We start from the raw sequence: 12,533 nt of genomic DNA on the forward strand, positions 1-12,533 counted from the left end.
CCGTGCAGACCACCCGAGCGACCGACGGCGGCGCGGGCCGCGGCGCCGCACCCGACGGGCGCCGGGCGCCACGCCGTCGCCGCTGGCGTGCGCTCCTCATCACCGCCGCGGCGGGCGCAGCGGTCGCCACCGCCGCCGCCCTCAGCGGCTTCCACCTCGGCCTGCGCGCCATCGACCCGGTCGGCCCGAACGACGTGAGCGAGCTGGCGGGCGATGCGATCACGGGCATCCGCACCTTCACCGCCCCGGCCACCGGCGTCCTCATCGACGAGGACGTCGAGTACGGTGCACGCGCCGACGGCACGCTGCTGACCCTCGACGTCTGCAGCCCTGCGGGCCCCGCGGCGAGCCGACCGGCGGTGCTGTCGATCCACGGCGGAAGCTGGGCGCGCGGCGACAAGGCGAGCGACGACTGGCGGCTCGTGTGCGAGTGGCTCGCGTCGCAGGGGTTCGTGGCGGTGTCGGTGAACTACCGGCTGGTTCCCGACGTGACGTTCCCCGCGGCGATCGACGACGTGTCGCTCGCGGTGCAGTGGCTGCGCGAGCCCGAGCAGGTCGAGGCGTACGGCATCGACCCGGCGCGCATCGGCGCGTTCGGCGGTTCGGCGGGCGGCAACCTCGCCGCGCTGCTCGGCACGGCCGGCGCCGGCGCGCTCGACGCAGGGTCGCGGGTCGCGGCGGTCGTCGAGCTCAGCGCGCCGATCACCCTCGACGCCGTCACGCTCGGCGCCGACCAGGCCACGACGTGGCTGCACGGCATCGTGACCGACTACCTCGGCTGCGAGCGCGCCTCCGACTGCCCCGAAGCGGATGCCGCGTCGCCGACGTCGCACGTCGACGCATCCGATCCCCCCGTGTTCATCGCCCACGCCGCCGACGAGATCATCCCGCTCGCGCAGGCCGAACGCTTCGCCCGAACGCTCGACGAGGCGGGCGTTCCCGTCGAGCTCGCCGTGGTCTCGGGTGAGGGGCACTCGATCGGCATCCTGGACGCCGCACTGCGCGAGCGCGTCGCCGCGTTCCTGCACGCGCACCTCGGCTGGGCGGAGGAGCTCCCGGCGGAGCAGCTCGCCGACGCGGCGCCCGAGGGGTAGCGACCGCTCAGTCGCGCGCGCCCGCGAACGGCGCGAGCGCATCGCGCAGCGACGCCAACTGGTCGACGTCGAGTCCGGTGATCGCCATGATCTGCTCGGGCACCCGCTCGGCACGTGCCCGCAGCGCCGTGCCCTCGGCGGTCAGCGAGATGTCGAGCACGCGCTCGTCGCTCGCGCGCCGACGTCGCTCGACGAGCCCCTGCGCCTCGAGCCGCTTGACGAGCGGGGAGAGCGTCGCGGGTTCCATCGCGAGCTCGGCGGCGAGTTCGGTCAGCGAGCGCGGCGACTGCTCCCACAGCGCGAGCATCACCAGGTACTGCGGGTGGGTGAGCCCGAGCGGCGCGAGCACCGGCCGGTAGATCGAGACGACGTTGCGCGCCGCCGTCACGATCGCGAAGCACACCTGGTTGTCGAGCTTCAGCAGGTCGTCGGTCACGGGATTGATGCTACCGCTGGTGGTTCGTACACTAAGCATCGTGACACGAAGCGAATCCGAGCGGATGCCCCTCCGCGAACGCGCCCGCGCCGCCGGCGGCTGGTACTGGCTCGTCAACCGCTGGCTCGTGCGCATCGCCGGGCCCGCGACCGTCGGCCCCTACGAGACCGAGCCCCCGCCCGCGAGCGCCGCTCGCCCCTGCCCGCTCTGCGGCGCCGCGATGGACGCCCACACGTTCGACCGCTCGGGCCCGAAGCCGCTCATGCACTGCCCGCGCTAACCGCGCTGACCGCGCCGTCACGCCGCCCCGCGGCATCCGACCGCCCGCCCCACCCGAAAACATGCAGATCTGCGCGATCCGCCGCGAACGCATGCAGACACGCCGCGTTACGCGCGGAGTTGCATGTTTCCGGGAGTGCGCCAGCAACGCACGGTCCGTGAACGACGCGCACGACCGGCCGGGCGACGACGGATGCACGCGCACGCTGGCGCGTTCGTGTCGGGTCGCGTGCATCCGCCGCCGTGTTCCGCGAGCACCCCTGATCGCGGAACGCCCGCCGGCTCAGACCACCAGCTCGGGCAGGTCCGAGTACGGCAGGTCCTTCGCGGCGAGCCCGCGCAGGTACGCGTCGGCGCCGAGCGTGCGGGTCATCGTGCGCATCGCCCCGTCGGAGACCGCGCCCACCGCCACGAGGGGCCGCATCGGCAGGGTGTTCAGCACGACCTCGGCGCGGTCGCGGCGCAGCGCGCGCACCGCCTGCCGGGCGACGGTGGCCGACACGTTCGTGCCGAGGTACCAGGGCACGGGCGTCTCGTACGCCCGGTACATGCCCTCGTCGCCGATGAACCCCGGCGACACGACCGTGCTCGACACTCCCGTGCCGGCGAGCTCGGCGCGCAGCGCCCGGGAGAACGCGACGAGGCCGGCCTTCGCCGCCGAGTAGTCGACGAGGTACGGCAGGCCCGCGAGGCCGGCGAGGGATGCCACGTTGAGCACGCGTCCGAACCCGCGCTCGCGCATGCCGGCCAGCACCAGGCGGGTGAGCTCCATCGGCGCGACGAGGTTCGTCGCGAGCACGCGAGACGGGTCGGCGTCGACGTACTCGGAGGCGCGCGCGACGCCGGCGTTGTTCACGAGTACGTCCACCGGCCCGAGCGCCGTCGTCACGCGATCGACGATACCCGCGCGGTCCGCCGCGTCGGTCAGGTCGCCCGGCACGGCGATCGCGCGCCGGCCCGTGGCCGCGATCTCCTCCGCCAGCGCATCGAGCGGCGCGGTCGTGCGGGCGGTGACCGCCACGCTGCATCCGGCCGCGGCCAGCTCTCGCGCGAGGTGCCGCCCGAGCCCCCGTGATGCCCCGGTGACGAGCGCCACCCGTCCGTCGAAGTCGTCCATGATCCGTGTCCTCTCGTCGGTGCCCGACCGCGGTCGATCCGCGTGAGCAGCACGATGCCCGAACGAGTGCACATCGAGGTCACACCTCGGTCGCAGCCGGCGCCGCCGCGGTACAGTCGCCCCGTGCTGGTGCGCCTGTTCGGGTCGGTCGCCGTCGGTGACGGGGACGGCACCGCGCTGGGGAACGGGCGCTCAGCGGCGATCCTGGCGCTGCTCGCCCTCCGGCCGGGCGCGGTCGTGTCGGTCGAGCGCCTCGTCGACGAGCTGTGGGGCGCGGATGCCTCGGGCGACTCGCCGCACGCACTGCGCGTCGCGGTGTCCCGCCTCCGCTCGCACCTCTCCACAGCGGGCCTGCCCGACGTCGTCGCGACCCGGCCCGGCGGGTACGCCCTCGACCTCCCCCGCGACGAGGTCGACCTCGCCCGCTTCGAGGACCTCGCCGCGCGGGGCCTCGGCACGAACCAGCCGGACGCCTCGCGGGCCACCCTCGAAGAGGCCCTCGAACTCTGGACCGACGACCCGCTCGCCGCCTTCCCGTATGCCGACTTCGCGGTCGCCGCGCGCGATCGGCTGCGGGCGCTGCGCGGCGACGCGTTGCGGCGGTGGGCCGACTTGGCCACCGATGCCGGACGCGCCGCCGACGTGGCGGCCGCGCTGCCCGCGGTGCTGCGCGACGACCCGTCGCAGGAGGCGCTCTGGGTCGCGCTCGCGACGGCGGTGCGGCAGGAGCAGGACCCGGCCGAGGCGCTGCGCCAGGTCGGTCGCGCACGTTCCGCGCTCGCGGAGACGGGGCTCCCGGCCGGCGCCGAACTGCTCGCCCTCGAGCGCGGACTTCGCGACGAGCTCGCCCCGGATGCCCCGCACGATCCGCCGCACACCCTGCCCGCTCCCATCGACGCGTTCATCGGGCGGGAGCGCGTGGTCGACGCGATCGGGCATCTGCTCGGCTCGCGTCGGCTGCTGACCCTCGTCGGGCCGGGCGGATGCGGCAAGACACGACTCGCCACCGAGGTCGGTGCCCGCGCGCTCGAGCGCTTCGACCAGCGGGTGTGGTTCGTCGACCTGGTGCGGGCGGATGCGCCCGCCGACGTGCCGGGCCTGATCGTGCGCGCGATCGGCCTGGGCCCGTGGGCGCACGACGACCCGGCCGCAGCGCTGCGCGCGTTGCTCGCAGATCGCTCCGCCCTGCTGCTGCTCGACAACTGCGAGCACGTGATCGACGCCGCGGCGGCAGCAGCACAAGACCTGCTGCGCGCCTGCCCCGGGCTGCGCGTGCTCGCCACGAGCCGCGAGGCGCTGCGCGTGCCCGGCGAACACGTGCTCACGGTGCCGTCGCTCGCCGTGCCCGATGGGCCCGTGGCATCCGAGCAGGCCGACGGGGTTCCCACCCGAATCAGCAGGTCTCCGGCGGTCGCGCTCTTCGTCGAGCGCACCCGCAGCGCGGACCCGGGCTTCGCGCTCACCGCCGAGAACGCGGCCGACGTCGCGCGCATCACCCGCGCGCTCGACGGCATCCCGCTGGCCATCGAGCTCGCCGCCGTGCGCACCCGCACGCGCTCGGTCGCGGAGCTGGCCGATCGCCTCGACGATGTCTTCGACGCGCTCGGCCGCGGCTCGCGCACCGCGCTGCCGCGGCACCGCACGCTGCAAGCGGCGCTCGACTGGAGCCACGAGCTGCTCGACTCCGAGGAGCAGCGTCTCTTCGCCGCGATGGGCGTGCTGCGCAGTCCGTTCGGCATCGACGCCGCCGCAGCCGTGCGCGGCATGACGCCGACCGCGATCGAGCCCGCGCTGGCGGGCCTGGTCGAGAAGTCGATGGTGCTCGTCGCGCGCGGCCGGTCGACCCGCTACCGACTGCTCGAGCCGGTGCGCCAGTTCGCGGCGGCGAAGCTGCGCGATTCCGGCGCACTCGATGCGGCGACCGCGCGACGCGATCGCTGGTTCGCCGCGCTCGCGGTGGAGGCCGGCGACGGGCACCGCCGGTTCGAGCAGGTCGGCTGGCGCACCCGCATCCGTGCCGACCGCCCCAACCTGCTGGCCTCCGTCGAGAGCCTCGTGCGCGGCGGGCAGCGCGACCTCGCCGCCGACTCGGCACTCGCGCTCGGGCGGTACTGGCAGGAGTTCGGGCTCTACGACGAGGGCAGGCGGATGCTGCGTGCCGCACGCGCGCCCATCGACCTCGACGACCGGCGCCGCAGCGCCCTCCTGCTGCAGGAGGGGTGGCTCGCCGCGCATCAGGGGGACTATTCGTCCGCCCGCACGCTCGCCTCGGAGTCACTGGCGTGTGTCGACCCGAGCCACGCCCCCGGCCGCGCCGCCGCGGAGAACCTGCTCGGCTCGGTCGAGGCGCAGCGCGGCGACGACCGTGCCGCGCGCCGCTGGCTCGACGCGGCGATCGGTTCGTTCGCCGCCGGCGACTCGTCCGCCCGCGGCATGGCGATGGTGAACCTGGCCGTCGTGCACGCGTACGCCGGGCGCTGCGACGACGCGCTCGCGACGGTCGCGGCGGTCCGCGCGCTGCCGGCCGCGCCCGACGCGCACTGGACGAGGTTCGTCGAGGGGCTCGTCGCGCGCATGCGCGGCGACCGCGGCGCCGCGGGCGATCCGCTCGACGACTCGATCGACGCGTTCGAGCGGGTCGGCTCCGCGTTCCATGCGTCACTCGCCCGGCTCGAGCGGGCGCTCGTCGCCCACGAATCCGGCGACGATGCGTTCGCGGGCGAGCTGGCCGCGCGGGTGCTCGCGGACGCCGACCGCGGCACCGCACCGCTCGTGCCGCACATCCGGGCGCGCGTGCTGACGGCTCGCCTGCTCGCAGCCCGCGGCGACGTCGATCGCGCGGCCGACGAGGCCCGTCGCGCGGCCGACGAGGCGTCCCGCACCGGATCCGTCGGCGCCGCCGCCGAGTCGGCCGAGGCGGTCGCGCTGCTCGTCGAGCACCACGACTCCGCCGGCGCCGAGCGCCTCGTCGCGGCCGCCGGCGCGCTCCGCGCCCGCCTCGAGCTCGCGCGCGACGACTGGGAGCTCGCCCGCTTCGGCCCGCTCGGCCCAGCGCCCGTGGCCGCCGACGCCGCGGACCTCGCCGCGCAGGCGCACGAGCTCGTGCTCGCGGCGCTCGCGGCCTCGCCGGCACGGCCCTTGAACGCCAGCCGACCCATGCGCTAGACACGAGACACCGCCCGAGACACGCGACGGCGCCGAGACGGATGCTCCACGCCGCACGGCTCCGGGAGGGGACGCACATGTCGGAGACGTCGTACGGAGTGCACTCCGAGGTCGGCCGCCTGCACAAGGTGCTCGTCTGCCGGCCCGGCCTCGGGCACGAACGCCTGACGCCGAGCAACAGCGACGCGCTGCTGTTCGACGACGTGCTGTGGGTGCAGAACGCGCAGCGCGACCATGCCGACTTCGTCGCCAAGCTGCGGGCCCGCGACGTCGACGTCGTCGAGCTGCACGACCTGCTGACCGAGACGCTCGCCGTGCCGGGTGCCCGCGACTGGCTGCTCGACCGCAAGATCACCGCGGCCGAGGTCGGCGGCGGGCTGGTCGCCGACACGCGCGCGTTCCTCGACTCACTCGCCGACGAGGTGCTGACCGAGTACCTCATCGGCGGGCTCTCGACGCGCGACCTGCCCGACGAGTTCCGCTCCCCGAGCTCGCCCTGGTGCGCGAGTCGGCCGGCCTCACCGAGTACCTGATGGCGCCGCTGCCGAACACGATCTACACGCGCGACACCACCTGCTGGATCTACGGCGGCCTCACCCTCAACCCGCTCTACTGGCCGGCCCGCCACGGCGAGACGCTGCTCATGCAGGCGATCTACGCGTTCCACCCCGACTACACGGGCAACACGATCTGGTGGGGCGACGCCGAGACCGACTGGGGTCGCGCGACCCTCGAGGGCGGCGACGTCATGCCCGTCGGCAACGGCGTCGTGCTCATCGGCATGAGCGAGCGCACCTCGCGGCAGGCGATCACGTCGGTCGCCGAGCGCCTCTTCGCGGCCGGCGCGGCCGAGCGGGTCGTCGTCGCGGGCATGCCGAAGCTGCGCGCGGCGATGCACCTCGACACCGTCTTCACGTTCGCCGACCGCGACCTCGTCACCTACTACCCCGACATCGTCGACGGCATCCACACCTTCTCGCTCAGGCCCGCGGATGCCGGCGGGCTCGACATCACCGAGGAGCAGGCGCCGTTCATCGACGTCGTCGCCTCGTCGCTCGGGCTGCCGAAGCTGCGCGCGGTCGAGCCCGGCGGCGGCTGGTACGCCGGCGAGCGCCAGCAGTGGGACAGCGGCAACAACGCCGTCGCGGTCGAGCCGGGCGTCGTGTTCACGTACGACCGCAACACGTACACGAACGAGCTGCTGCGCAACCAGGGCGTCGAGGTGATCGAGATCGTCGGCGGCGAGCTCGGCCGCGGGCGCGGCGGAGGGCACTGCATGACCTGCCCGATCGTGCGCGACCCGGTCGACTACTGAGGCGCGCGCCCGCAACCCCCTGCAGCGGCACGCGGCCCTCGCCTACGCTCGAAGACGACGTGGTTCGCGGGCGCCGGGCGCCCGGGAGGGGAGCGGGCATGTTCGGTCGGGGCAGGGCGAAGCGAGCGGATGCCGCCGAGGAGGCATCCGCCGAGGCCACCACCCAGGACGTGGTCGACGCACTCGCGCAGGGTCGCGACCGCGGCCAGGCGGACGCGGCCGCCGCGACGCTCGGCGCGCGCGGCGGGCCCAGGCGACTGACCTGGCCGGCGTGGAAGCTCGCGCTGTCTCGCACGATCCGCGAGTTCTCGCGCGACAAGGCGACCGACCTGGCCGCGGGCCTCACCTACTACTCGGTGCTCGCGCTGTTCCCCGGACTGCTCGCGATCGTGTCGCTGCTCGGGCTCGTGGGCCAGGCGGACGAGACGACCGACGCCGCGTTCGACCTCATCGGCGAGCTCGGCGGCGAAGACGTGATCGAGTCGGTGCGCGGGCCGATCGAGGGGCTGACCGCGTCCAGCGCATCCGCGTGGACCTTCACGGTGGGTCTCGTCGGCGCGCTCTGGTCGGCGTCGGGGTACGTCGGCGCATTCTCGCGCAGCATGAATCGCATCCTCGGGGTCGAGGAGGGTCGCGCGATCTGGAAGCTGCGCCCGTGGCTGCTGCTCGTCACGGTCGTGATCGTGCTGCTCGCGACCAGCGCGGGCCTGCTGCTCGTCATCTCGGGCCCGATCGCCTCGACGATCGGCTCGTTCGTGGGGCTCTCGGAGACCGCAGTCGCGATCTGGAACGCCGTGCAGCTGCCGGCGCTCGCGCTCATCACGGTGATCGCCATCGCGATCCTCTACTACGCGACGCCGAACGTGCGCCAGCGGTTCCGCATCCTGAGCGTCGGCGCGTTCCTCGCGATCGTCGTCTGGGGCCTGGCCTCGTTCGGCTTCGGCATCTACGTGTCGAACTTCGCGAACTACGACGCGACCTACGGCGTGCTCGGCGGCGTCATCGTGTTCCTGCTGTGGATGTGGATCTCGAACCTCGCGGTGCTCGTCGGCGCCGAGCTCGACACGGAACTCGAGCGGGCGCGCGAGCTGCAGATGGGCGTCGAGGCCGAGGTCGCCGTGCAGCTGCCGCTGCGCGACCGCTCGGGCATCGAGAAGCAGGCGCAGAAGGTGCGCGACGACGTGGCCCGGGCGATCGAGTTCCGGCTCGAGTCGGCGCAGAGCGCCAAGGTCGCCCGGCGGCGCGCCGAGCTCGCCGAGCAGGAGCGGGAGCAGCAGCAGAAGGAGCAGGCGAAGCGCTGACCCGCGCTTGTGGAGCGATACGCGCCCGGCGCCGACGCGCGCACTACCCTTGCGCAGGCGCCGCTCCCGACCGCGGCCGGAGAGGCGAGCGTGGACGACACGACCCAGCACGACACGACCGAACCCGAGACGACCGCCGCCGACCCGGCATCGCGGCCCGGAGCCGGCCACGTCGTCGCCACCCTCCTGCTGCTCGCCCTGTTCCTCGTCGTCACCGCGACCGTGAGCCTCGGCGGCGTGTTCCTGCCGTCGTTCACCGAGGACTGCATCACGGATGCCGCGTGCGACCGCGCGCGCATCGGCTGGGGCTCGCTCCTGGCGATCTTCGGCCCGTGGCTCGTCGCGCTCGTCGTCGTCATCTGGACGACGGTGCGGATGCTGCAGCGCCGCGCCGCCCGCCGCGTGCCCATCCTCGGCACCTTCGCGAACCTCGCCCTGTTCGCGCTCGGGCTCTGGCTCGCCGCATCCGGCGTGGGCTGACCGCACGGCCCGACCGCGCGCATCGGGCGCGCACTCAGCCGGCATGCGGTGCAATGGAAGGCATGCCCGCCCAGCCGATCACCGTCTCCATCCGCCGCGAGGTCGACCCCGACCGCATCCCCGAGGTGACGGCGTGGGTGCAGGCGGGCGTGAACCTCGCGAACCGCTACCCGGGCTTCCTCGGTTCGGGGTGGATCCGCGCGGGCGCCGACTCGCAGGTGTGGCACATGCTCTACCGGTTCGCGAGCGAGCAGACGCTCGCCGCGTGGGAGGACTCGTCGGAGCGCCGGTGGTGGCTCTCGACGGGCGAGGGACTCATCCGCTCCGAGCGCAGCACGCGCCGCACGGGCATCGAGGGCTGGTTCGACGAGCCGACGGGAGCGATCCCGACGGTGGGCGACGAACCCGCCGTGCCCCCGGCACCCCCGCGCTGGAAGCAGGCCGTCGCCATCTGGCTCGGGTTCTTCCCGGTGAACGTCGTGTTCTCGTACCTGGTCGGCGGCATCCCGGGCTGGGAGGCGCTGCCGATCTGGCTGCAGTCGCTCGCCCTCACGCTCGTGCTGACGCCGCTCATGACGTACTTCGTGCTGCCCTGGGTGACGCGCCTGCTGCAGCCGTGGCTGCATCGCGCGCGCTGAGCCGAGGGCGGGGCAGGGCGAGCGGATGCCCCTGAGCCGCGCGCTGCTCAGGCCGGCGCACCACCCGACGGCGGCGCGCCCGACCGCTCTGCGCGGTGCCCGATGCCGCGGATGCGCCGCGACAGTTCCGTCGCCGCACGATCGACCTCGGCGACGAGCGCGTCGCGGCGCGCCTCGTCGACCCGCTCGACCGGGAACGTGACGGCGATCGCCGCCGCCGGCCACCCCGTGTGGTCGAGCACGGCCACTCCGACCGACCCGAGCCCGGCGGTCACCTCGCCGTCCTCGGCCGCGTAGCCGTGCTCGCGCACCGCGGCGAGCACGGTGCGCAGGCGGCGCAGGCTCCATGCACCCGATGCCTCGGCGGCGGCGCCCGGCGCGTACGCCGACGCGTCGGGGTAGAGCGCGCGCACCTGCGCCGCGGGCAGTTCCGCGAGCATCGCGCGCCCGGTCGCCGTGAGGTGCGCGGGCAGGCGCACCCCGACGTCGGAGACGAGCGACGGCCGCCGCGGCGCACGCTCCTCGACGAGATACAGCACGTCGCGCCCGTGCAGCACCGCGAGGTGGCCGCTCTCGCCGGCGGCGTCGACGAGGCCCGCGACGAGCGGCGCGCCGAGCCGCGCGAGCGGCTGCTGCCGGCTGAAGCCCGAGCTCAGCTCGAACGCGGCGACGCCGAGCCCGTACCTGCGCTCCTCGGGCAGGTGCACCACGTAGCCGTGCTCGCCCAGGGTCGCGAGCAGGTGGTAGGCGGTCGAGCGCGGCAGGTCGAGCGCCGTCGCGATCGACGCGGCGGGCGCCGGCCCGCGCAGCGTCGCGAGGTGCGACAGGATGCGCAGCGCGGCATCCGCCGCCGGCACCTTCGGGGCGTGCGAGCCGTCCGGGATCACAGACTGAGGCTACTCCCGGTGCGGCTCCGGATGCCGCGCGGCGAGGTTGGATCGGAGCATGCGCACCACCCCCGCCCCGCGCCTCGCCGGCCCCGAGGCATCCGACCGCCCCGCGGTGACCATCGGCGCCGGCCCGCTCACGGTCGACGACGTCGTCGTCGTCGCCCGCCACGACGCCCCCGTCGAGCTGGACCCCGCCGCGCTGGCCGCGGTCGACGCCAGCCGCGCGATCGTCGACGGGCTCGCCGCCGACCCCGTGCCGCACTACGGCATCTCGACGGGCTTCGGCGCGCTCGCGACCACGTTCATCCCGGGCGACCGCCGCGCCCAGCTGCAGGCGAGCCTCGTGCGCTCGCACGCCGCGGGCTCGGGTGCCGAGGTCGAGCGCGAGGTCGTGCGCGCGCTCGTGCTGCTGCGCCTGTCGACGCTCATGACCGGCCGCACCGGCGTGCGCCCCGTCGTCTGCGAGACGTACGCCGCGATGCTGAACGCCGGCGTCACGCCGGTCGTGCACGAGTTCGGCTCGCTCGGCTGCTCGGGCGACCTCGCGCCGCTCGCGCACGTCGCCCTGGCCGCGATGGGCGAGGGCGAGGTGACGGATGCCACGGGCGAGCGCCTCCCCGCGGCATCCGCCCTCGAGGCCGCCGGCATCGCCCCGCTCGTGCTGCGCGAGAAGGAGGGCCTCGCCCTCATCAACGGCACCGACGGGATGCTCGGCATGCTCGCGCTCGCGCTGCACGACCTCGGTGCGCTGCTCACGACGGCCGACGTGGCCGCAGCCATGAGCGTCGAGGGGCTGCTCGGCACCGACGCCGTGTTCGCCGACGACCTGCAGGCGCTGCGCCCGCACCCCGGGCAGGCCGCGTCGGCGGCGAACCTGCGAGCGATGCTCGCGGGCTCGCCGATCATGGAGAGCCACCGCGGTCCGGAGTGCACGCGCGTGCAGGACGCGTACTCGCTGCGCTGCGCGCCCCAGGTGCACGGCGCGGCGCGCGACACGCTCGCCCACGCGGCATCCGTCGCCCGTGCCGAGCTCGCGAGCGCCGTCGACAATCCCGTGCTCACGCCCGACGGGCGGGTCGAGTCGAACGGCAACTTCCACGGGGCGCCCGTGGCGTACGTGCTCGACTTCCTCGCGATCGCGGTGGCCGACGTCGCCTCGATGAGCGAGCGGCGCACCGACCGCTTCCTCGACAAGGCGCGCAACCACGGGCTCCCGCCGTTCCTCGCGCACGAGGTGGGCGTCGACTCCGGGCTCATGATCGCGCAGTACACGGCGGCGGGCATCGTGTCGGAGCTGAAGCGCCTTGCGGCGCCCGCATCGGTCGACTCCATTCCGTCGTCGGCCATGCAGGAGGACCACGTGTCGATGGGGTGGGCTGCCGCGCGCAAGCTCCGGCGCGCGCTCGACGGGCTCACGCGCGTGCTCGCGATCGAGGTCATGACGGCGACGCGCGGGCTCGCGCTGCGGGCACCGCTGCGCCCGGCGGCCGGCACCGGCGCGGTCGCGACGCTCGTGGGCGGCGTGGTGCCGGGCCCGGGTGCGGACCGCTTCCTCGCGCCCGAGATCGACGCCGTGGTCGGGCTCGTGGCGGGCGGCGAGGTCGTGGCGGCCGCGGGCTCTGCGGTCGGAACCCTGCGCTGAGGGCGGCGGCGCCTGCCCCACCGCCGGGCGGATCCGCACGTCGGGCCGCGACTCGGCAGCGGCGCGCGCGGCGTCCGCACGCCTGACCGATCCGCGCCATTCACCGAAACGACCATTGTGCCGCTCTCACGGGGCTGTCAGACTGAGCCCGACGGTTCCCCGAACCCGACGATAGG

10 protein-coding genes and 1 pseudogene are annotated in these 12,533 nt (G+C 74.7%); 8 read left to right on the plus strand and 3 right to left on the minus strand.

Annotated elements, in window-relative coordinates:
- Positions 1-2 precede the first annotated feature (2 nt).
- A complete protein-coding gene (locus tag QUE38_RS05820; protein ID WP_286310655.1) occupies positions 3-1,094 on the plus strand; it encodes an alpha/beta hydrolase in 1,092 nt (363 codons plus the stop codon).
- Positions 1,095-1,101: 7 nt separating this feature from the next.
- Here the strand turns inward: QUE38_RS05820 and QUE38_RS05825 are convergent, their stop codons facing one another.
- Complete coding sequence (locus tag QUE38_RS05825) at positions 1,102-1,569, minus strand: MarR family winged helix-turn-helix transcriptional regulator (protein ID WP_433996946.1); 468 nt, start codon at positions 1,567-1,569, stop codon at positions 1,102-1,104.
- A 25-nt stretch (positions 1,570-1,594) separates the two neighbouring features.
- Between QUE38_RS05825 and QUE38_RS05830 the strand changes: the two genes are divergently transcribed.
- Positions 1,595-1,810, plus strand: a complete 216-nt coding sequence (locus QUE38_RS05830; protein ID WP_286311670.1) for a hypothetical protein — start codon at positions 1,595-1,597, stop codon at positions 1,808-1,810.
- Positions 1,811-2,092: 282 nt separating this feature from the next.
- Here QUE38_RS05830 and QUE38_RS05835 read toward each other — a convergent pair whose 3' ends face one another.
- Positions 2,093-2,926, minus strand: a complete 834-nt coding sequence (locus tag QUE38_RS05835) for an SDR family NAD(P)-dependent oxidoreductase (RefSeq protein WP_286310657.1) — start codon at positions 2,924-2,926, stop codon at positions 2,093-2,095.
- Between the two features lie 123 nt (positions 2,927-3,049).
- Here QUE38_RS05835 and QUE38_RS05840 point away from each other — a divergent pair, with 123 nt between their 5' ends.
- The 5 genes and pseudogenes from QUE38_RS05840 to QUE38_RS05860 all read left to right on the plus strand — a co-directional run bounded on the left by QUE38_RS05840 (position 3,050) and on the right by QUE38_RS05860 (position 9,825).
- A complete protein-coding gene (locus QUE38_RS05840) occupies positions 3,050-6,091 on the plus strand; it encodes a BTAD domain-containing putative transcriptional regulator (RefSeq protein ID WP_286310658.1) in 3,042 nt (1,013 codons plus the stop codon).
- 77 nt (positions 6,092-6,168) lie between these two features.
- Positions 6,169-7,406: pseudogene (locus QUE38_RS05845) on the plus strand (arginine deiminase).
- A gap of 98 nt (positions 7,407-7,504) precedes the next feature.
- Complete coding sequence (locus QUE38_RS05850) at positions 7,505-8,707, plus strand: YihY/virulence factor BrkB family protein (RefSeq protein WP_286310659.1); 1,203 nt, start codon at positions 7,505-7,507, stop codon at positions 8,705-8,707.
- 90 nt (positions 8,708-8,797) lie between these two features.
- Entirely contained in the window at positions 8,798-9,187 is a 390-nt protein-coding gene (locus QUE38_RS05855) for a hypothetical protein (RefSeq protein ID WP_286310660.1), read from the plus strand.
- 62 nt (positions 9,188-9,249) lie between these two features.
- On the plus strand, positions 9,250-9,825 hold the full coding sequence (locus QUE38_RS05860; RefSeq protein ID WP_286310661.1) for an antibiotic biosynthesis monooxygenase: 576 nt from the start codon (positions 9,250-9,252) through the stop codon (positions 9,823-9,825).
- Positions 9,826-9,872: 47 nt separating this feature from the next.
- Here QUE38_RS05860 and QUE38_RS05865 read toward each other — a convergent pair whose 3' ends face one another.
- On the minus strand, positions 9,873-10,712 hold the full coding sequence (locus QUE38_RS05865) for an IclR family transcriptional regulator (protein ID WP_286310662.1): 840 nt from the start codon (positions 10,710-10,712) through the stop codon (positions 9,873-9,875).
- 58 nt (positions 10,713-10,770) lie between these two features.
- On the opposite strand from QUE38_RS05865, the gene hutH reads away from it, so the two are divergent.
- Positions 10,771-12,357 (plus strand): histidine ammonia-lyase, encoded by a 1,587-nt coding sequence (gene hutH, locus QUE38_RS05870; RefSeq protein WP_286310663.1) that lies wholly within the window; start codon positions 10,771-10,773, stop codon positions 12,355-12,357.
- Positions 12,358-12,533: the final 176 nt, after the last annotated feature.

Origin of the sequence: Agromyces mangrovi, assembly GCF_030296695.1 — a bacterium.
Lineage (GTDB): Bacteria > Actinomycetota > Actinomycetes > Actinomycetales > Microbacteriaceae > Agromyces > Agromyces mangrovi.

Bases quoted from the DNA above. Each gene is read 5' to 3' on its own strand.
- QUE38_RS05825 (WP_433996946.1), bottom strand. From the start codon at position 1,569: ATGCTTAGTGTACGAACCACCAGCGGTAGCATCAATCCCGTGACCGAC.
- QUE38_RS05830 (WP_286311670.1), top strand. From the start codon at position 1,595: ATGCCCCTCCGCGAACGCGCCCGCGCCGCCGGCGGCTGGTACTGGCTC.
- QUE38_RS05835 (WP_286310657.1), bottom strand. From the start codon at position 2,926: ATGGACGACTTCGACGGACGGGTGGCGCTCGTCACCGGGGCATCACGG.
- QUE38_RS05850 (WP_286310659.1), top strand. From the start codon at position 7,505: ATGTTCGGTCGGGGCAGGGCGAAGCGAGCGGATGCCGCCGAGGAGGCA.
- QUE38_RS05860 (WP_286310661.1), top strand. From the start codon at position 9,250: ATGCCCGCCCAGCCGATCACCGTCTCCATCCGCCGCGAGGTCGACCCC.
- hutH (WP_286310663.1), top strand. From the start codon at position 10,771: ATGCGCACCACCCCCGCCCCGCGCCTCGCCGGCCCCGAGGCATCCGAC.